16 protein-coding genes are annotated in these 18,791 nt (G+C 74.2%); 8 read left to right on the forward strand and 8 right to left on the reverse strand.

Annotation, left to right across the window (positions count from 1 at the left end):
- Positions 1-96: 96 nt before the first annotated feature.
- Positions 97-1,764: an FAD-dependent monooxygenase gene (locus ACFYUY_RS07750; RefSeq protein WP_387898986.1), complete on the forward strand. Its 1,668-nt coding sequence runs from the start codon at positions 97-99 to the stop codon at positions 1,762-1,764.
- A gap of 101 nt (positions 1,765-1,865) precedes the next feature.
- Complete coding sequence (locus ACFYUY_RS07755) at positions 1,866-2,684, forward strand: universal stress protein (protein WP_387898989.1); 819 nt, start codon at positions 1,866-1,868, stop codon at positions 2,682-2,684.
- Positions 2,685-2,763: 79 nt separating this feature from the next.
- Here ACFYUY_RS07755 and ACFYUY_RS07760 read toward each other — a convergent pair whose 3' ends face one another.
- The 3 genes from ACFYUY_RS07760 to ACFYUY_RS07770 form a co-directional block, all read right to left on the reverse strand.
- Positions 2,764-3,996: a PP2C family protein-serine/threonine phosphatase gene (locus ACFYUY_RS07760; protein WP_387898992.1), complete on the reverse strand. Its 1,233-nt coding sequence runs from the start codon at positions 3,994-3,996 to the stop codon at positions 2,764-2,766.
- 226 nt (positions 3,997-4,222) lie between these two features.
- Positions 4,223-4,630: an SHOCT domain-containing protein gene (locus tag ACFYUY_RS07765; RefSeq protein ID WP_360220024.1), complete on the reverse strand. Its 408-nt coding sequence runs from the start codon at positions 4,628-4,630 to the stop codon at positions 4,223-4,225.
- Positions 4,631-4,647: 17 nt separating this feature from the next.
- The gene (locus tag ACFYUY_RS07770; protein ID WP_387898995.1) at positions 4,648-6,273 is read right to left on the reverse strand and encodes a sulfatase-like hydrolase/transferase; all 1,626 of its coding nucleotides are present in this window, start codon (positions 6,271-6,273) and stop codon (positions 4,648-4,650) included.
- A gap of 230 nt (positions 6,274-6,503) precedes the next feature.
- On the opposite strand from ACFYUY_RS07770, the gene ACFYUY_RS07775 reads away from it, so the two are divergent.
- Positions 6,504-7,676 (forward strand): alpha/beta hydrolase, encoded by a 1,173-nt coding sequence (locus tag ACFYUY_RS07775; RefSeq protein ID WP_387898998.1) that lies wholly within the window; start codon positions 6,504-6,506, stop codon positions 7,674-7,676.
- A 115-nt stretch (positions 7,677-7,791) separates the two neighbouring features.
- The gene (locus ACFYUY_RS07780) at positions 7,792-8,688 is read left to right on the forward strand and encodes a nuclease (protein WP_387899001.1); all 897 of its coding nucleotides are present in this window, start codon (positions 7,792-7,794) and stop codon (positions 8,686-8,688) included.
- Positions 8,689-8,748: 60 nt separating this feature from the next.
- Here the strand turns inward: ACFYUY_RS07780 and ACFYUY_RS07785 are convergent, their stop codons facing one another.
- Positions 8,749-9,615, reverse strand: a complete 867-nt coding sequence (locus ACFYUY_RS07785; protein ID WP_387899003.1) for a hypothetical protein — start codon at positions 9,613-9,615, stop codon at positions 8,749-8,751.
- A gap of 95 nt (positions 9,616-9,710) precedes the next feature.
- The gene (locus ACFYUY_RS07790) at positions 9,711-11,918 is read right to left on the reverse strand and encodes an MMPL family transporter (RefSeq protein WP_387899006.1); all 2,208 of its coding nucleotides are present in this window, start codon (positions 11,916-11,918) and stop codon (positions 9,711-9,713) included.
- 129 nt (positions 11,919-12,047) lie between these two features.
- Between ACFYUY_RS07790 and ACFYUY_RS07795 the strand changes: the two genes are divergently transcribed.
- Together ACFYUY_RS07795 and ACFYUY_RS07800 are read left to right on the forward strand one after the other, a co-directional pair.
- Complete coding sequence (locus ACFYUY_RS07795) at positions 12,048-12,674, forward strand: TetR/AcrR family transcriptional regulator (RefSeq protein ID WP_387899007.1); 627 nt, start codon at positions 12,048-12,050, stop codon at positions 12,672-12,674.
- A gap of 106 nt (positions 12,675-12,780) precedes the next feature.
- Positions 12,781-13,080, forward strand: coding sequence for a hypothetical protein (locus tag ACFYUY_RS07800; protein WP_360220003.1), 300 nt, complete (start codon positions 12,781-12,783; stop codon positions 13,078-13,080).
- Between the two features lie 95 nt (positions 13,081-13,175).
- On the opposite strand, the gene ACFYUY_RS07805 is transcribed toward ACFYUY_RS07800, so the two are convergent.
- Positions 13,176-13,796: a class I SAM-dependent methyltransferase gene (locus ACFYUY_RS07805; protein WP_387899010.1), complete on the reverse strand. Its 621-nt coding sequence runs from the start codon at positions 13,794-13,796 to the stop codon at positions 13,176-13,178.
- A gap of 136 nt (positions 13,797-13,932) precedes the next feature.
- Positions 13,933-14,475 (reverse strand): carboxymuconolactone decarboxylase family protein, encoded by a 543-nt coding sequence (locus tag ACFYUY_RS07810; RefSeq protein ID WP_360217588.1) that lies wholly within the window; start codon positions 14,473-14,475, stop codon positions 13,933-13,935.
- Between the two features lie 113 nt (positions 14,476-14,588).
- Between ACFYUY_RS07810 and ACFYUY_RS07815 the strand changes: the two genes are divergently transcribed.
- Positions 14,589-15,188 (forward strand): CGNR zinc finger domain-containing protein, encoded by a 600-nt coding sequence (locus ACFYUY_RS07815; RefSeq protein WP_387899014.1) that lies wholly within the window; start codon positions 14,589-14,591, stop codon positions 15,186-15,188.
- A gap of 81 nt (positions 15,189-15,269) precedes the next feature.
- Here ACFYUY_RS07815 and ACFYUY_RS07820 read toward each other — a convergent pair whose 3' ends face one another.
- Positions 15,270-16,415 carry a lactonase family protein gene (locus tag ACFYUY_RS07820; RefSeq protein ID WP_387899016.1) on the reverse strand — a complete coding sequence of 382 codons (1,146 nt, stop codon included), beginning with the start codon at positions 16,413-16,415 and terminating at the stop codon, positions 15,270-15,272.
- Positions 16,416-16,778: 363 nt separating this feature from the next.
- Here ACFYUY_RS07820 and ACFYUY_RS07825 point away from each other — a divergent pair, with 363 nt between their 5' ends.
- Positions 16,779-18,695: an OmpL47-type beta-barrel domain-containing protein gene (locus ACFYUY_RS07825; RefSeq protein WP_387899018.1), complete on the forward strand. Its 1,917-nt coding sequence runs from the start codon at positions 16,779-16,781 to the stop codon at positions 18,693-18,695.
- Positions 18,696-18,791: the final 96 nt, after the last annotated feature.

The following is an 18,791-nucleotide window of genomic DNA, read 5'->3' on the forward strand; positions in this document are numbered from 1 at the left end:
ACCGTGCGGTGGCCACGGACGGCCCGGCCCGCGACGATGGGACGATGGGAGGAGCACGCGACCAGGGGCGCCCGACGCACCCCCGGGGAGGTTTCGATGGCGGGAACCGACGTCGTGGACGTCCTCATCGCCGGCGCCGGGCCGGTCGGACTCACCGCCGCCGTGGAGCTGCGGCGCCGAGGGGTCGACTGCCGGATCGTGGACCGGCTCCCCGAGCGGATGCCCTACGCGAAGGCGGTGGGCGTCCAACCGCGCACGCTGGAGCTCTGGGACCGCAGCGGCCTGGTGCGCGCGGCCGTCGACGCCGCCGTCCCGATGCGCGGGCAGCTGGTCTTCGTCGACGGCGCCGAGCAGCAGCGCATCGAGCTCGCGCTGCCGCCGGAGGTGCCGTACGGCTTCGCCGCGCTGCCGCAGTACGAGACCGAGCGGATCCTCGAGGAGTTCCTCGCCCGCCACGGGGGCCGCATCGAGCGCGGCACCGAACTCGCCTCCTTCGTCCAGGACGCCGGCGGGGTGACCAGCCGGCTGGTCGGCGCCGACGGCCGGGAGCAGGAGGTCCGTTCGCGCTTCCTGGTGGGGTGCGACGGAGCCCACAGCACCGTCCGCAAGGGTCTCGGACTCTCCTTCGAAGGGGGCGCCTTCCCCGAGGAGTACATGCTCGCCGACGTCGAGGTCGACTGGGACCTGCCGCCCGGCTACGGCGTGCGCACGACCCGCCGCGCGGCAGACGGCTCCACCGACCTCCTGGTCTGCATCCCGCTGCCCGGGCACAAGCGGTACCGGGTGTCGATGAAGGTGCCCCCCGACCTGTCGGCCGCCCGGCGCGCCACCGGGACCGGCTCCGGCCGGGCCGCGGTGGCGCACGGGCTGGAGGGCGGCGACGGCCCGGCCCTGGCCGACATCCAGGCCGTGCTGGACCGGCTCTCACCCCGGCCGACCACGGCCTCCGCGATGCGCTGGTCCTCCGTCTTCCGGATCAGCCACCGGCTGGTGGACCGGTACGGCGACGGCCGGGTCCTCGTCGCCGGGGACGCCGCGCACATCCACCCGCCGACGGGCGCCCAGGGCATGAACACCGGCATCCAGGACGCCTACAACCTCGCCTGGAAACTCGCCCTGGCGGTCGACGGGAGCGCACACCCGGACCTGGTCGCGAGCTACGACGCCGAACGCCGCCCGGTCGGCGAGGAGGTCGTCGGCCGCACCGTGCGGCACGCCACCGAGGGTCTCCCGGCCGAGCCGGTGGACCCGGAGACCGTGCTCCTGCGCGAGGCCCAACTGCTCGTCGGGTACCGGGAGAGCCCGATCGTGGGCCCCGCGGACGGGAACGGCGACCGGGTCGGGGACGGTGGCGGAGCCGCCCCGCGGGCCGGCGACCGCGCCCCGGACTGCGGGGGCCTGACCGGTCCGATCGCCCGCTACCCGCAGCGCCTATACGACCTCCTGCGCGACCGCGACCACGTCCTCCTGCTGGCCACGACGGAGGACGCGCCGAGCGACGGATTCGACGAACTCACCGACACCGCAGGAGAACTGACGGGCCACCAGATCACGGCCCTGGCGATCCTCCCCGACGAGCGGCCCACCGACGGACTCCGCCTTCCCGCCTACCGCGACGGCCGGGGCGAGTTCGCCCGCGCCTACGGGCTGCGCGGACCCACCGCCTTCGTGGTGCGCCCGGACGGCTACCTGGGCGCCCGCCTCACCCCGCCGACCGCCGGAGGCCTGGCCGAGCACCTCGGCCGCGTCTTCCGGCCACGGTGAGGCCGGACGGGTGGCGTCCCCGTGCGACCGGGCGGGTGCTCCGCCGGACGTCGGCTTAGCCTGGGAGCGGGACCGGACGACGCGGTACGGAGGTGCCGGCGATGAACCGAGCTGTCGTGGTGGGCGTGGACCCGTCGGAGCCGAACCGGGCCGCGGTGGACTGGGCGGCGGACGAGGCCTCGCGCCGCCGGGCGGACCTGCGACTGGTCCACGCGCGGTCCGGGGCGGCCGGGCCCGTCGAGGCCCAGCGGCTCGACCGGGAGTGGACGCGGGTCGCCGCCGACCACCCCGAGGTCACCGTCGCGGCCGAGCTGGTCGACGGCGCGCCGCGCGAGGCGCTGCTCACGGCCGCGGCGGACGCGGCGCTCCTGGTGCTCGGCGCCCGGGGCGCGGGCGGCTTCCCCCGGCTGCTCGTCGGCTCGACGAGCCTGCACGCGGCCGCCCACGCGGCCTGCCCGGTCGTCGTGGTCCACCAGGACGCGGCCACCGGGGGCGACGGCGGGGTGGTGGTCGGCGTCGAGGGCAAGGACGAGGAGGGCCCGGTCCTCGCGTACGCCTTCGAGACGGCCCGGCGGCAGTCGCTGCCGCTGACCGTGGTCCACGCCTGGAGCTACCCGCTGGTGCTCGGCCCGGGCCACGAGGTCCCGCCGGTCTACGAGGAGGGGCACATCGAGGCGGAGCACGAGCGGCTGCTCGCCGAGGCCCTGGCGGGGTGGCGGGAGCGTTTCCCGGACGTCGCCGTCACCGCCACGGCGGTGCGGTCCGGCTCGGCGAAGGAGCTGGTGTCGGCCTCGGCCGGGCACACGCTCGTCGTGGTGGGGCGCCGGGGCGAGCCGAGCGGCCCGTTCGGCCGGCTCGGCTCCACCAGTCAGGCGGTCGTCCAGTACGCGCGGTGCCCGGTGGCGGTCGTCCCGGTGTGAGGCCCGCGCCCGCCCGGGGACGTCCGGAGAGGGGGGACGTCCGGAGAGACGGGCCACTGCCCGCTACAGCCACTGACCGCTACAGCCGGATGACGACCAGCGCGGTGTCGTCCGTGGCACCGGCCGCGGGCAGCAGGTCCAGCAGGAGCGCGTCGGCGAGCTCCTCCGGCCCGTCCTTCCGGTGCCCGGTGAGGGAGTCGGCGAGGCGCCCGAGACCGGTGTCGATGTCCTCGTGGCGGCGCTCGATCAGGCCGTCGGTGTAGAGCACCAGGGTGTCGCCCGCCTCGAAGGCCTGCTCGGCCTGGGGGCGGGGCAGGTGCTCGGGGCGCGCGCCGAGCGGCGGGTCGGTGGCCGCGTCCAGGAAGACCACCGTGCCGTCCGCCCGGGCCAGGGCCGGCGGCAGGTGCCCGGCGCTGCTGTAGGCCAGCCGGTGGGTGGTCCAGTCGATGTGCACGGACACCGCGGAGGTCGACTCGGCGCCCTCCACCGACCGCGCGTACAGCCCGAGCACCTCCAGTGCCTGGCCCGGCCCCTGGGAGACCCGGGAGGCGGCGCTCAGCGCGCTGCGCAGCTGGCCCATCACCCCCGCGGCGTCCAGGCCGTGCCCCACCACGTCGCCCACGGCCACCGCCATCCGGTCGCCCGGCAGCTCGACGAGGTCGTACCAGTCCCCGCAGACGTTGAGCGCGCCCACCGCCGGCTGGTAGCGCACCGCGACCTGGTGGTCGCCCACCAGGCGCGGCGCCGGCAGCATCGCCTCCTGCAGGGCGAGGGCGACCTCCCGTTCCCGGGCGTGTGCCAGCCGCAGCCGCTCGATGACCTGCTGCAGCTCGCGGGAGCGGGTGTACAGCTCCGCCTCCAGGACCCGGGAGCGGTCGCCCGCCGACCGGGACCGGGCGCGGATCAGCTCGGTGACCTCCTCCACCCGGTGCACCACGAGCACGACGCGGCCCCGGGAGTCGAGGACCGGGGCGTTGATCGGGCTCCAGTAGCGTTCCTGCCACTCCCCGGGGCGCTCCCGGGACTCCACGTCGTAGCGCTGCAGCGCCATGGTGTCCCGCTCCCCCTCGGCCAGCACCCGGCCGAGGGAGGCCGCGAGGTTCCTGGCCCCCGTCGCCGCGGGGTCGTTCGGGTTGTCGGGGAAGACCTCGAAGACGTTGCGGCCGACCAGCTCGGCGAGCGAGCGGCCGGAGTTGCGCACGAAGTCCTCGTTGGCGTCCGCGTACACCAGCTCGGGCGTCAGCAGCGCCACCATGCCGGGCAGGGCGTGGAACACCGCCCGGTAGTCGATGGCCGGATCGCTCGCGCTCATGCCGTGCTCCCTGCGCCTGCCCTGCCGCCCGGCACGCCGTCGACGGACGGGTGCCGGACCACGGCCCCGCGGGGCCGTCCGCGGGCCGGCGATCCCGGCCCGCTTCCCTCCATCCTGCGGCGGCGACCGACGCGCCGCGATCCGGGGTCCCTGCTCCCGGGGAGGTGACGGCCCACGGCCGCGCGGGGCGGGAGCGCGGAGGCGCTCACCCGGGGAGGCCGGCCGCTCACCCGAGGAGCTTGGCCTTGGCCGCCGCGTACTCCTCCTCCGTGAGCTTGCCGCTGCTGTGCAGCTCGGCGAGCTTGGCCAGCTCGTCGGTGGTGGAGGGGGCGCTCGCGGTGTCCCGCACGTAGGTGCGGAACTGCTCCTCGCGCTCCTTCGCCTCGGTGAGTTCGCGCTGGCCCATGCTCTTGCCCCGGGCGATCAGGTACACGAAGACGCCCAGGAACGGAAGGATCAGGACGAAGATCGCCCAGGCGGCCTTGGCCCAGCCGCTCAGCGAGTCGTCCCGGAAGAGGTCCCCGAAGACCCGGAAGAGCAGCATGAACCAGAGGATCCAGATGAAGATCAGGCAGGTGGTCCAGAAGATGTCGAGCACCGGGTAGTCGGCGGCGAGGTTCACGTGGGTGTGCATGGCGGTGTCCTGCTTTCTCAGTGGGAGGCGGCGGCCGCCGGGGCGGCCGCGGGCTGGTCGGTGTCGCCGTGCCAGGTGGGCCAGCCGAGCAGCCGCGGCCGTTCGGTGACCCAGGCCCGGGTGTCGGTGCCGATCTCGGCGGTGATGAGGTCCTCCAGCCGGGTGCTGTACTGCGCGACCAGCTCGCGGTGCGCCGGGTCGGCGGCGAGGTTGCGCGTCTCGCCGGGGTCCGCGGCCCGGTCGTAGAGCACCACGTCGTTCCGCGCGTACAGGGACTCCGGGTCGGCCGGCCGGTTGGGGTCGAGCGGGGAGAAGTACCGGCCGAAGGTGTACCGGTGGTCGACGTAGCCGCGCAGGAAGCCGCGCTTGCTCCAGTCGGGGCGCAGCTCGCCGGCCTGGATCCGCTGCGGGGCCCGCGGGTCGGCGAACTCGAACCAGAAGTCCGCGTCCAGGGCCAGCACCGATTCGATGGCGGCCAGCACGCCCTCACGGACGCTGCCGCCGTCGAGGGCCGGGGCCAGCGAGTGCCCCTTGAGCGCGGGGTGGCGGGTGGCGGCCTCGGCGGGGTCGACGCCGGCGAAGTCCAGCAGCGTCGGCGCGAGGTCGACCGCGGAGGCGAGCGCCTGGGTGCGCGCCCCGCCGGCGGAGTCGGGGTGGCTCAGGACGAACGGGACGTGGAGGTTCTCGTCGTACAGGAGCGGGCCCTTCTGCCGCAGGCCGTGCGAGCCGGCCATCTCGCCGTGGTCGGCGGTGAGGACGACGACGGTGTGGTCGGCCTGCCCGGAGGCCTCCAGCGCGTCGAGGACGTGCTCGATGCTGCGGTCGACGTCGCGGATCGCGTTGAGGTAGAAGTTCAGGCCGTCGTACCAGTGCCGGTCGCCGGCCACCGGGCCGAAGACGGTGTCGAGCATGCGCGCGTACTCGGCCACCGCAGGCGCCGCGCCGCTCAGGTCGTCGCGCAGCGTGGCCGGCAGGTCGAACTCCCAGCGCTTGCGGTACAGCGGGATGTCGGCTGCGGCCTTGAGCACGCAGGCGCGGGCCAGTTCGGGCGGCATGTCGATCGCGGGCCGGCCCCCGTAGTCGAAGCTCATGATGTCGTGCGGGTTGACGAAGTTGACGGCCATGAACCACGGCTGGTCCGCCGCCACCGCCGGGGCCCGGTTGCGCAGCCACTTCACCGCCTGGCCGGCGATCACCGGGTCGAGCTTGAGCCCGGCCCAGGCGCCGCCGTCGATGTCCCCCCAGTCGTTGAACTCGCTGAAGCCGTACGGTTCCAGGGCGTCCGTGGTCGGCCCGGGGTGCTCCGGCGTCCGGTACGCGTTGGAGAGGTGCCACTTGCCCTGGTAGGTGCAGTGGTAGCCAGCCCCGCGCAGCATCGTGCCGAGGGTGCCCAGCCCGGGGTCGAGCGGGCGGATGTACGGCATGTTGTCGTTGTCGTAGATCTCGGTGAGCGGCAGGTGCTGACCGGTGTAGAGCACGGACCGGGCGGAGCTGCACATCGCCGAGGCGGTGTAGTAGCGCTCGAAGGTCGTGCCCCGCTCGGCGAGCCGGGCCCGCGCGGGCAGCGTGAAGCCCGGCGGCCGGGGTATCGCGGCCCGTTCCTCGTCGGTCACGATCAGCAGGATGTTCGGGCGACGTGTCATGACCACCTGTCCCTCGGGATAGCGCGTCTCGCACCATTGCTGCGCACCGCGCGCCGCCCGGCACCCCGGGGTGGGCTGTCCGGGCGACCCCGGGCCTGCTCCGGGCCGGTCCCGCGGGGTCGCCACCTCCCAGGAAACTCACAGGAACCGGCAACCGAACGGCCGTTCCCACCGTCTCCCACGAGACCGGGCACACGGGCCCGGACGGCACAGGAACCGGGCACGAACGCATGAACCTCACTGGCACCCCCTTCCTCCTCCTCACCATCGCCCTGTTCGCGGCCTCGATCGCGCTGGCGATGGCGCAGTGGCTGGGCAGAGGTGCCCTCCTCGGACCGGGACGGACGGCACAGGGGCGGCGCACACCGCTGCGCGCGCTCTCCTACCTCGGCACCGTGCTGCTCTGCCAGGTCACCGCCGTGGCCATGGTCTTCGTGGTCGTCAACGACGAGAACCAGCTCTACGACAGCTGGGGCGACCTGCTGGGCACCGCCAGCCACGTGCGGGCCGTGCCCGTACCCCCCAAGGACGAGGGCCTGGCCGGCGACCGCGGCGCCGCCGCCCCCGGGGCCTCCGGCAGCCCCGCCCCGAAGGTCCCGCAGGCCTTCCACGCACCCGACTCCGACGCCGTGCCGAGGAGCGTGAAGCAGGCCGACCTCAAGGGCCGGCTCTCCGGAGTCGACGGCGAGGTCCTGGTCTGGACCCCGCCGCAGTACGACGACCCCGCCTACAAGGACCGGACCTTCCCGGTGGTCGAACTGCTCGTCGGCTACCCCGGCTCCTCCAGCGCCTGGTTCGGCGACACCATGGACGCCACCAAGCAGCTCGAACCGCTCATGAAGTCCGGCCAGGTGACGCCGTTCATCCTGGTCTCACCGCGGGTCTCCCTCCTCGCCGGCAACGACACCGGCTGCGCCGACGTCCCGGGCAAGGTGAACGCCGAGACCTGGCTCGCGCGGGACGTGCCCCAGATGATCGTGGACAACTTCCGGGCCGACACCACCGCGGACCGCTGGGCCCTGTCCGGCTACTCGGCCGGCGCCCACTGCGCCCTGCGCCTCGCGCTCGCCCACCCGAACCGGTACCGGGCCGCGATCAGCATGTCCGGCTACAACGACCCGGCCGGCGAGCCGAGTTCGCTGACCGCCAAGGACCCGAAGCTGCGCGAGGCCGACAACCCGCTGCACATCCTCACCCACGCCGCCACTCCGCCGAACGTCGCGCTCTACGTCACCGGCCGGCGCGGCGACGGGCTGGAGGACGCCACCGCCCTGCAGCGGGCGGCGAAGAGCCCGACCAGCGTCACCCCGTTCGAGACCACCGGCCCGCACCTGACCTCGACCTGGAAGCCGCTGGTCGTCCCGACCTTCACCTGGCTGACCGGGATCATCCCGCCCCGCTGACGGTCCGTCCGTCGCGGTCCCTGACGATTCCTCGGCGAGGCCACCGGCCCGGGCTCCCACCGATGGTTCGGACAAAGAGGAACAATGAGCACCCGATCGGACTCGGGAGGCACACATGTCCATGCTGCTCATCACCGGCTCGTACCGGATCGTCGGGGACCGCCCCGACGGGGACACCGTCCACTTCGTCCCCTACGACCCGGCGTTCTGGTGCGACCTGCCCGGCCTGCACCGCGTCAAGCGCGACGAGAACGGCGGCGTCTCCATCCGGCTGGACGGGATCGACGCCCTGGAGACCCACTACCAGGGCGTCGGCGACTTCGTGCACCAGCCGCTCGGGCTCGGCGCGCACGCGGCCCGCGACGAGCTGCTGAGCTGGCTGGGCTTCAGCCAGGTCGTGCAGGACGACGACGAGAAGGTCACCTCCTCCACGCCCGCGGCCGCCCCCGGCTACCTCCTCACCGGCGGCGCCGACCTCTTCGGCCGCTGCGTCGCCCTGCTCGGCCGGGGCGACGCGCCGAAGGTCGGCGCCGCCGCCAAGCCCGCGCGGAGCGGCTCCCACCTCGACGTCACCGTCGACATGCTGCACGCGACCGCCAACCACCACCTGCTCTCGCTCGGGCTGGTCTACCCCACCTTCTACGCGAACCTCCCCGAGGACCTCCGGGCCGACCTGACCACCACCGCGCAGCAGGCGCGGGCGGCCAAGGCCCCCCACAGCGTCTGGCTGAACGACGTGACCACCACCGGCGCGAAGATCGAGAACCTCGACTCGATCACCGAGGACCTCGTCCTGCTGCCCAAGCTGTTCCGTCGACTCGCCGACTACGTCCGCGTCTTCGGCCCGGGCCTGGGCGGCCTGCCCGCCTTCCTGGCCGGCGGGGGCGACGAGTTCACCCTCCCCGAGGACCGGAAGAAGCGCGTCATCGGTCTCCAGCACGTGGTCGAGGTCACCGACGGAACGCTCCGGATGACCCGCCCGATCGAGGACCTGGTCTTCAGCGAGAAGTAGCCGCCGGAATCCCCGTCCGGGCCCGCGAACCCCCCGGCTCGCGGGCCCGTCGACGTGTCGTCAGCGGCGGGCGGAGCGGCGGCGGGCGGCGTGCAGCGCCGCACCGCCGGCGGCGAGCAGCGCGGCGGCGGCGACCGCGGTGACGGCGAGGGAGCCGTCGTCGGCTCCGGTCGAGGCCAGCGCGGCGGCGGGCGTGGCCGGGGGCTGGGACGGGTGCGGGGAGGTCACCGACGGCGCCGCCCGGGTCGTGGTGGCGGTTGGGGTCGGGGTCGCGGTGGCGGTTGCGGGCGAGGTCGGTGTGGCGGTCGGGCCGGCGGTCGGCGCGGTCGTCGGTACCGGGGTCGCGGTGGGTACGGTCGGCGCCGGGGTGACGGTCGGCGCCGGGGCAGCGGTCGTCGGGCCGCCGGTGGGCTTGGGCGGGCAGGCCGTTCCGCCGTTCCACGAGGCGATCAGCAGTCCGGAGTACGGCTCGTCCGGGTAGTGCGGCAGCGGGTGGTCGCCGTCGGCGCCGTCGTACTTCTCGCCTCCCGCATGGAGCGCCAACTCCCCGTAGCACGGCGGAAGTCGGTCGCCGATGTCGAGCGTCGCGCGGTAGTGGTCACGGGTGAGCGTGGTGGTCGCCCAGCCGAGCAGGGTGTGCGCTCCGGAGGTGGCCCAGGTCGCGCCCTCGGTCGCGTACGAGCCCAGCGAGACGTGGTAGTCGCAACCCGCGGTCGGCACGCCCGCCAGCCGGACCTGGACGGTGCCGGAGGCCGCCGGCATCGACGCGTCGGCCGTCCAGTGCGCACCGCCGTCGACGGAGTACTGGACCGGCCCCCGCCCGCAGTCCGTCCCGGCGTGCGCGGGGGGTGCGGCGAGGAGGGGCACTCCGGCAGTCAGGCCGGCGGCCATCAGTGCGGGCAGGCCGCGGCGGAGTCGTGCGTGCATGGGGTGGTGCTCCTGATCGGGTCGGTTCCGGAACGGGTTCGGGACTGGGGTCGGGGATTGGGGGTCGGGGGTTGGGAGCCGGGGGGCCGCGGACGTCAGCGGACGGCGGGGGCGGGGTCGACGGGAGCCTCCGCCGGGGCGGGGTGCTCGGAGTGGCCGTCGCCCTCGATGTCGACGTGCGGGAGCAGCCGGTCGAGCCAGGCGGGCAGCCACCAGTTGCCGTCGCCGAGCAGGACCATGGTCGAGGGCACCAGCAGGCCGCGGACCACGGTGGCGTCCAGGGCGACGGCGGTGGCCAGGCCGATGCCGAACATCTTGACCACCGGGTCGTCGGAGAGCAGGTAGCTGAGGAACACCGCGACCATGATCAGGGCCGCCGAACTGATGATCCGTCCGGTCCGGGAGAGGCCCTCCACCACGGCGCGGCGGTTGTCCCCCTGCCGCAGGTACGCCTCGCGCACGGCGCTGAGCAGGAAGACCTCGTAGTCCATGGAGAGCCCGAAGAGCACCGCGAACATCAGCAGCGGCACGTAGCCGGGGACGGGCACCGCGCCCTCCAGCCCGATCAGTCGGGCGCCCCGACCGTCCTGGAACACCGCGGTGAGCACCCCGTACGCGGCGGCGACCGAGACCAGGTTCATCACGGCGGCCTTCAGCGCGACGACCGGCGAGCGGAAGGCGAGCAGCAGGAGCAGGCCCGCGACGGTCAGCACGAAGCCGACGACGAGCGGCATCCGCTGCGAGATCCGCGCGTTGAGGTCGGCCTGGGCGGCCGGGGTGCCGCCGACGTGGAGCTGTTGACCGCTGCCGGCGGTGGCCGCGGGGAGCACCTCGGAGCGCAGCCGGTGGACCAGCGCGGTGGTGTCGGGGTCGGTCGGGGCGGTGGTCGGGGTGACCTGCCAGCGGACGGTGCGTCCGTCGGCGGCCACCGCGGGCGGACCGGCGACGGCGACGCCCTGCGCGCCGCGCAGCGCGGCCGTCACGGCGGCGAGGCGCGGGTCGCCCGCTCCCCCGGCGGTCTGCGCCGGGGTGGGGAGGACGTCGACGACCTGGAGCACGCCGTTGGCGCCCGGGCCGAAGGCCGCGGCCATCCGGTCGTACGCGGTGCGGCTCATGGTGCCGCCCGCCTTGCTGCTGCCGTCGAGCTGCCCGAGGTGGAGGTGGACCGCCGGGGCTGCGAGGGCCCCGAGCAGGGCGAGCCCGGCCAGCAGCAGCGGCCACGGCCTGGCCGCGACCAGGGCCGCGATCCGGCCCCAGCCGCGCGGGCGCCCGGGCTCGGCGGGCGCCGCCGGCCGGGGCGTCAGCCGGGCGCCGAGCAGGACGAGCAGCGCCGGGAGCAGCGTGAGGTTGACGCCCAGGGCCGTGACCACGGCGATCGCGGGGGCGAGGGCCAGGGCGTACAGCAGCGGGAGTCCGCCCAGCGCGAGGCCGGCGAGGGCGGCGACGACGGCGCTGCCGGCGAAGGCGACGGACTTGCCGGAGCCGGCGGTGGTGCGCACCGCGGCCTCCTCGATGCCGACGCCCGCGGCGCGCAGCTCCCGGAAGCGGGTGAGGCCGAAGAGGGTGTAGTCGATGCCGACGCCCAGGCCGATCATGGCGGCGATGGTCTCGCCGGCCTCGGGCACGTCCATCAGGTGGCCGACCAGGCCGAGCACGGGCAGGGCGATGCCGAGGCCGATCACCCCCGCGATCAGCGGCAGTCCGGCGGCGACCAGGCTGCCGAGGGTGAGGGCGAGGACGACCAGGGCGGCCCCGAGGCCGATGGCCTCGCTGCGGCCGGTGCTCCCCTTGTCGACGGCCGCGGCCAGGTAGCCGCCGGGGGTGACCTCGATGCCCGCGGCGGTGGCGGGGGCCGCTGCGGCGAGCACCGCGCGGGTGGTGTCGGGGGTGACCTCGCGGCCGGTGACGTCGAGGTCGACCGAGAGGTAGCCGGTGTGGCCGTCGGCGCTGAGGGCCCCGGTGCCGGCCGGGTCGTAGGGCGTGGTGACGGCGACGACGTGCGGCACCGCGGCGATCGCGGTGGCGGCGGTGCGGACGGCGGCGGTGGTGTCGGCGGCGGTGAGCGGGGCGGCGCCGGGTGCGGTGTGCAGCAGGACGGGCTGCTTGCCCGAGGCCGAGCCGGGGAAGGCCCGGTCACCGAGGTCGCGCGCGGTCTGGCTGTCGCTGCCGGGGATGTTGACGGCCTCGCTGGTGACGCGGCCGAAGACGGCGAGCGCCGCGAGGGCGGCGGCGAGGAGGAGCAGCCAGGCGGCGACCACGCGCTTGGGTCTGCGGGCGCACCAGCGCCCGACACCGGTGAACATCTGCGGCGAACCGCCCTTCGTACGGCGGCGGGGTGTGCGGAACCCCCGCCAAACTCATTGCACTCAGCGTGCAACGCGTACACTTGCACTCACGGTGCAAAAATGTCAACGCGAGGGTGGAGGAGCCGCGTGAAGCCGAGCCGAGCCGCCGCACCCGGGGCCGACGGACGCACGGAACGCGGGCGGCAGACCCGCGAGCGGATCGCCGACGCGGTGCTGTCACTGCTCGACGAGAACCAGGCGCTCTTCCCCGCCGACAAGGTGGCCGAGCGGGCCGGCGTCTCCCGCCGACTGGTCTTCCACCACTTCTCCGACATGGCCGAGCTGGCCGAGGTCGCCGTCAACCGGCGCCTGGAACAACTCGCCGCCCAGATCGGCCCGCTGCCCACGGACGGACCGCGCGCGCCACGGGTGGCCGCCCTCACCGAGCAGCGCGCCCGCATCCTGGAGGGCGTCACCCCGGCCCGGCTCGCGATCATGCGCCTGGAGAACCCCTCCCCGCGGATCCAGGAGGCCGTCCAGCAGATGCTGGACTTCGCCCGCCTGCGGCTCACCCAGGTCTTCGCCACCGAACTCGACCCGCTGCCCGAGCCGGCCCGCACCGACCTCCTCAACGGCCTGGACGCGGTGACCACCTGGAGCGCCTGGCACCACTGGCGCAGCACCGGCCTCACCCCCGACCGGGCCCGCCACACCATGGCCGCCACCGTCCACGCCCTCCTCACCGTCGCCGACCGGCCGCATCCCCCGTCCTGACCCGGGAGGGACGGGCCCGCGGAACGAACCGGGCTGCGGATGCAGCCGGTGGTGGTGTGCGGTGTGCTGGAGGTACGCACGGATCGACGGGAACGAGGTGTCCACGATGGCCGAGGTCATGTCGATGCGGTGGGCCGGGGTCACACCCGAGCAGTACGACGCCACGCGCGAGGCGGTGGGCTGGGAGGAACGCACCCCCGAGGGCGCCCTGATGCACGTGGCCTGGTTCGAGTCGGGCGCGCTGCACGTCGTGGACGTGTGGACCTCGCGCGCCGACTTCGAGCGCTTCTTCGCCGAACGCCTCGCGGCCGCGGTCCGGCAGGCGGGCATCACGGGCGAGCCCGAGACCAGCTTCTCCCCCCTCCACCGGCGCTTCGTCGCGCCCGGCGTGAGCGGAGCGGCCTGACCCGGTCGGGCCGCCCCGGGCCGGGCGGCCCCGGGGCGGGCGGCCCCGGGGCGGGCCCGGCGGGGCGGTCCGCCGCAGACCGGCGACCTGCCGCCTCAGGCCGGGGAGACCGCGATGCCGAGGGAGTCGGCGCCCATGGCCTTCGGCGCGCCCTTCTCGTAGAAGACGTCGAGTTCGGTGATGGTGAAGCCCGCGCCGATCAGCAGGTCGGCGATCCTCCGGGTGAGGTGACACCCCCCGAACAGCCGCTGCTGCAGGGGGTCGAGGCGGCGCTGCCACCGGCGCACGTCCGCGTCCGGCGCCAGCCCGTGCTCGACGAAGTGCAGCGTCCCGCCCGGCCGGAGCACCCGCCGGATCTCGCGCAGGGCGCCGGCGGCGTCCGGGATGGTGCACAGGGTCCAGGTGGAGACGGCAGCGTCGTAGCTGTCGTCCGGGAAGGGCAGTGACTGGCCGTCGAGGGCGGCCCGGCGCACGGTGACGCCCGTCTGCGCGAGACGCTTGCCGGCGAGCTTCCAGCCGACGTCGGAGGGTTCGACGGCGTCCACCCTGGTGACGGCCTCGGGATAGAAGGGGACGTTGAGCCCGGAACCGAAGCCGATCTCGACGACCTCGCCTCCCAGCCCCGCACAGACCCGGCTCCGGAGCCGGTCGGCCTCCTTCATGCCGCAGGCCACGTTGATGATCCGCGGGACGATCTGGTCGTTGTAGAGCCCCATGGCGACCTCCCGTCGCTCATCACCAGTCTGGCACCGCACCGCGGCCGGGGCCCAGGTGCGACCGCGCCGGGGGCTGCCGCGTTCCGCCGGTGCGCCGCCGCCCGCGCGTCGGGCGGCGGCGCACCGGCAGCCGGACTCAGGACAGGTGGCTGACCTCGGGCCAGTCGATGTCGACGTCGGCGGCCTTGTTGAAGTAGTTGGTGAAGACGTTCAGCGCGACGTTGGCGATCACCTCGGCGACCTCGGCATCGGTGAGGCCGGCGTCCTGGGCCGCCTTGAGGTCGGTGTCGTCCAGGCCGCCGCGGGTGCGGACGAGGGTGGCGGCGAGCACCAGGGCCGCGCGGGTCCTGACGTCGGCGGACTCGGCGCGGCGGGCGGCCCCGGCCTCCTCGGGAGTGAGCCCCGCGAGGTTGGTGGCGATGTGGGTGTGGGCGGAGAGGCAGTAGTCGCAGGCGTTCTCCTGCGCCACGGTGAGCGCGATGCCCTCGCGGACCGCCGCGGAGAGCGCGCCGCCGGAGAGCGCGCCCGAGAACTCCAGGTAGCCCTTGAGCACGGCCGGGCTGTTGGCCATCACCTTGGTCATGTTCGGCGTGACGCCGAGGGCCTTCTGGACCGCGGCCAGCAAGCCGGCCGCGGGAGCCTGGGCGTGGGCGGGCTCGATGATCGGGAGTCGGGACACGGTGATCCTCCAAGGACACGAAACGGAAGGTTCTTACGGTTGCTCGGCGCTGCAAACGTGAGAACTGTAGGCAGATTCTTCTCACGGTTGCAAGGCTGAGCTACCATGAGGTCGTGAAGGTTGAGGACCTGGAGAACGGCGGGGCTCCCCTGCTCGGAGAGCCGCTGCCCATCGAGCTGGCCAACGCCACGTACGCCGTGCGCGGGCGCCTGGTCGACGGCCTGCAGACGGTCGAGCACGCGGCGGCCTGGTTCCGCGACAACCGCGAGCGGTTCGCCGAACCCTGCACGGACGCCGACCTGCTGGAGGTCGGCGCCGGGGAACTGCACGCCACGCGGGCACTGAGGGACGCGATCCGCGCCCTGGCGGGCGTCGCGGTCCGGGGCGGCGAGGCACCGTCGGACGCGGTCGCGGAGGTCAACCGGCGGGTCCGCGCCGCGGCCCGCTGGCGGGAGCTGTCCTGGGGGGAGCGGCCGTCGGCCCTCGCGCGCAGCGCGACGCCGCCCGTCACCACCGCCCTCGCCGAGATCGCCCAGCAGGCCGTCGACCTCTTCACCGGCGATCAGGCCGCCGACCTGCGGGCCTGCCAGGCCCCCGGCTGCGTCCTGTACTTCGTCAAGAACCATCCGCGCCGGGAGTGGTGCTCCGCCGGCTGCGGGACCAGGGCCCGCGCGGCCCGCCACTACGAGCGGACCAAGGCGGCCGGGCCCTGACGTCGCGGCACGCGGAGGCCGCCCCGGCCGTTTCCGGGGCGGCCTCCGTACAGCGGACCGGGCGGTCCGCCGAGCGATGGCTCAGAAGGCGACGACGCCCTCGCCGCCGGCGCCGCCGGGGACGGTCTGGGAGCCGATCCGGGTCAGCGAGCCGTCGCCGTTGATCGCGAACTCGTCGAGGACGCCGTTGACGCCGGTCTGGGCGTAGAGGTAGCGGCCGTTCGAGGAGACCGCCGCGTCCACGGTGCCCGGGTCGGTGGGCGTGTTGCCCAGGACGGTCAGCCGTCGGCCCTGGTCGGCGGTGCGCAGGCCGGTGAGGGTGGAGCTGCCCGCGTTGGAGGCGTAGAGCAGGTCGCGCACCCCGACGATCCAGCAGGTGGCCGCCTGGCCGGTGGCCGCGAAGGCCTCCTGCGAGGCGGTGCCGTCGCGGTGGATCGCGAACGTGGCCACGGCGTTGGTGCCGGCCTCGGCGAGGAACAGGCCGTGCGGGCCGTTGGGGACGAACGCGAACGGCACGGCCCCGGGCAGGGCCGTGGTGACGGGGCTGTCGCCCGGGCCGCCCGAGCGGTCCAGGTTGAACACCAGGAGGCTGCTGCCGTTCGCCTTGGTGGTGACCACGAGCTGGGAGCCCTCGCCGGTGAAGCCCACCTGGCCCGGGGTGTTGGTGAACTGGGGCGTGGCGTTCGGGTCGAGTCCGAGGCAGCGGTTCCAGTCGGCCTCGGTGTGGAGCCGGCCGTCGCGGACGGTGAAGCCCTGGATCGAGCCGCCGTCCAGCGCGTTGAGGACGTAGACGGTGTCGTCGTGCACGGCGACGCTCACCGGGAAGCGGCCGCCGGAGCCGACGACCTGGCGCAGCGCGAGCCGGTCGCCGTCGACGGAGAAGACCGAGACGGTGTCGCTTCCGGCGTTCACCGCGTACAGCAGGGCGTGGCGCGGGTCGTAGGTCAGCGACCCCTGGGAGGCGAGGTGGTCGGCGACGGATCCGTCCAGCACACCGCCGAGGCCGTGGGTGTCGTAGGTGCCGGCCGGGGTGAGCCGTCCGTCGTCGGACCGCCGGTAGGCGATGACCTGGTTGCCCGCCGGGTTGTCGGTCTGGACGAACACCGCGTGGTGTCCGCCGTGCGGTTGGTCGCCGCCGCCGTACGCCGCGGCGGTCGACGGGGCGCCCGCGGTCGCCGCCGCGAGGGCGGTGGCGACGGCCAGGACGAGCCGAGTGATCTTCTGCACGAGGTTCTGCCTTCTGGAGGTCCGGGGCCGATCCCGCCCGGGTCCCGGGCGCGTGATCGGAGGTCAGAGCGACACGAGGGAGGGTGGTGGCGGGCCCCGTCGGCGGTGACCGGCACGAGGGGAGCTCGCCAGGTGACCCTTTGACACGGTAGGTGACGATCTGCCATGAGCGGCCGAGGACGGCGGCCCCGGCCTGCCGCGCGCCGGAGCACCCGGTCACCGTCCGCCGTGTCGGCCGCTTCGGCGGGCCGCGGCGGCCCGGACGGGTGCACCTCGATCGGCCGCGTGACCGGCGCGTCCGTCGGGGTGACTGTTCGACGGGGCATGACAGGTCCGCGACGGACGAACACCTACGGTGACCGCATGACGACAGCTCACCCACTCGGTGCCGCCGCGCTCCCGCGGCTCCTCCGGCACCGCGGCCCCGCCCCCCTCCTCGTGCTCGCCCTCGTCCTGCTCACCCTCGTGGCGACCATCGCCCCCGCCGCGGCCGCACGCCGGGCGGGCGGCCTGCTCGGGGTGAACCTCGTCAACAGCAGCGACCGCGACCTGACCCTCGTCAACCTCCAGGTCACCACCGGCTGCGCCAACTCGAACCCGCCGGCACGGCTCAACGCCCTCGGCGGCACCGGCGACTTCAACGTCGGGGTGTGCAACGGCTCCACCGGAGCGTCGGGAACCGTCACCTACCAGGTGACCGGCGAGGCCCAGGGCACCGTGATCACGCTCGGCTGGAACGTCCCGGCCCCGCTCGACCAGCCGAACACCTTCACCCAGACGGCGCCCACCGGCTACGTGGTGAACCGCGCCGGGGGCACCGACCCCTTCACCCCCGTCACCTTCACCGTCGACTGCAACTCCACCACCTGCGACGGGATCCCGGACGACTGGAAGCGCAACGGCGTCACCATCAAGCCCAGCGACGGCAGCCCCGAGCAGTTCATCGACCTCAAGGCGATGGGCGCCGACGTCAACAAGCCGGACATCTTCGTCCAGGTGGACTGGATGGCCGACGACACCCACAGCCACGCGCTCACCAGTGACGCGATCAGGAAGGTGGTCGACTCCTTCAAGAACTCGCCGTACAACCGGCACAGCCCGACCACGGGGATCAACCTGCACGTCGACGAGGGGCCGGACAGCATCCTCGACTTCGCCAAGAACACCACCTGGGGCACGCTCAGCAAGGCGAAGAAGCAGACCGAGGCCGCCAACCTCGGGACGGTGGACGCCAGCGGGCGCTACCTGTGGGACGACTTCAACAAGCTCAAGACGGCCAAGGGCGGCTTCATCAGCACCGGCCGGAGCTCGATCTTCCACTACGCCGTCTCGGCGCACGACCTGCAGCCCGGCGTGACCTACAGTGGCATCGCCGCCGGTGCCCCGAGCAGCGACTTCATCGTCAGCCTGGGCAGCTTCACCAACAAGGTCGGCGACCTCAACCAGCAGGCCGGCACGTTCATGCACGAGCTCGGGCACAACCTCGGCCTGAAGCACGCGGGGAACGCCGACACCCCCAACCACCAGCCGCAGTACTTCAGCGTGATGAACTACTCCTACCAGCTCGGCGGCCTCTCCGTCGGCACCACCTCCAGGGTCATGGACTACTCCCGGCAGGTGGGCTCGCTCAACGAGCCCTCGCTGAACGAGCGCCAGTTCCCCTCCAGCGCAGCCGGCTACGACGTCATGCACTGGTGCCCGAACACCCTGCAGGGCTCCCGGTTCGTCACCGTCCAGGCCAGTGCGGGGCAGGTCGACTGGGACTGCGACGGCATGATCAACCAGAGCCCGGTCGCGTTCGACACCAACAACGACAAGGTGCAGACCCTGCTGCCTGGGCACGACGACTGGGGCAGCATCCAGCTGCGCGGCGGCTCGATCGCCCACTCCGGTACGGGCGGCGCCCCGGCGCCCACCGAGGAGAACGAGATGACCGTCGAGGACGCCGCCATGGAGCTGCCCCTCGACACCCTCCCGCCGGTCACCACGGCGCGCACCCACCCGCACCCCGACCGGCACGGCGTCTACCACTCGGACGTCACGGTCACCCTCGACGCCACCGACGACATCAGCGGCGTCGCGATGACCGACTACCGGATCGACGGCGGGGAGTGGACGCGCTACACCGGGCCGTTCACCGTGAGCGGCGACGGCACGCACACGGTCGAGTACCGCTCGGTCGACCACGCGCAGAACGTGGAGCAGGTGAACTGCCTGGAGCTCCGGATCGACTGCGACCCGCACTCCTCGGAGCCCTGGGGCGAGACCCGCGAGGGCTGATCCACCCGGCACCTGACATGACACTGCGGGCCCCGGCCGCCATCGGGCGGCCCGGGCCCGCGGCGTCTTCAGGGCCCGCGGCGTCTTCAGGGCCGG

The organism is Kitasatospora sp. NPDC004745 (assembly GCF_042873275.1).
Taxonomy (GTDB): Bacteria; Actinomycetota; Actinomycetes; order Streptomycetales; family Streptomycetaceae; genus Kitasatospora.

What these genes read in the sequence shown, in the direction of transcription:
- ACFYUY_RS07760 (WP_387898992.1), bottom strand. Translation starts at nt 3,996, where the DNA reads ATGAGCGCGAGCGATCCGGCCATCGACTACCGGGCGGTGTTCCACGCC.
- ACFYUY_RS07790 (WP_387899006.1), bottom strand. Translation starts at nt 11,918, where the DNA reads ATGTTCACCGGTGTCGGGCGCTGGTGCGCCCGCAGACCCAAGCGCGTG.
- ACFYUY_RS07785 (WP_387899003.1), bottom strand. Translation starts at nt 9,615, where the DNA reads ATGCACGCACGACTCCGCCGCGGCCTGCCCGCACTGATGGCCGCCGGC.
- ACFYUY_RS07770 (WP_387898995.1), bottom strand. Translation starts at nt 6,273, where the DNA reads ATGACACGTCGCCCGAACATCCTGCTGATCGTGACCGACGAGGAACGG.
- ACFYUY_RS07775 (WP_387898998.1), top strand. Translation starts at nt 6,504, where the DNA reads ATGAACCTCACTGGCACCCCCTTCCTCCTCCTCACCATCGCCCTGTTC.
- ACFYUY_RS07765 (WP_360220024.1), bottom strand. Translation starts at nt 4,630, where the DNA reads ATGCACACCCACGTGAACCTCGCCGCCGACTACCCGGTGCTCGACATC.
- ACFYUY_RS07750 (WP_387898986.1), top strand. Translation starts at nt 97, where the DNA reads ATGGCGGGAACCGACGTCGTGGACGTCCTCATCGCCGGCGCCGGGCCG.
- ACFYUY_RS07800 (WP_360220003.1), top strand. Translation starts at nt 12,781, where the DNA reads ATGGCCGAGGTCATGTCGATGCGGTGGGCCGGGGTCACACCCGAGCAG.
- ACFYUY_RS07805 (WP_387899010.1), bottom strand. Translation starts at nt 13,796, where the DNA reads ATGGGGCTCTACAACGACCAGATCGTCCCGCGGATCATCAACGTGGCC.
- ACFYUY_RS07825 (WP_387899018.1), top strand. Translation starts at nt 16,779, where the DNA reads ATGACGACAGCTCACCCACTCGGTGCCGCCGCGCTCCCGCGGCTCCTC.
- ACFYUY_RS07755 (WP_387898989.1), top strand. Translation starts at nt 1,866, where the DNA reads ATGAACCGAGCTGTCGTGGTGGGCGTGGACCCGTCGGAGCCGAACCGG.
- ACFYUY_RS07780 (WP_387899001.1), top strand. Translation starts at nt 7,792, where the DNA reads ATGTCCATGCTGCTCATCACCGGCTCGTACCGGATCGTCGGGGACCGC.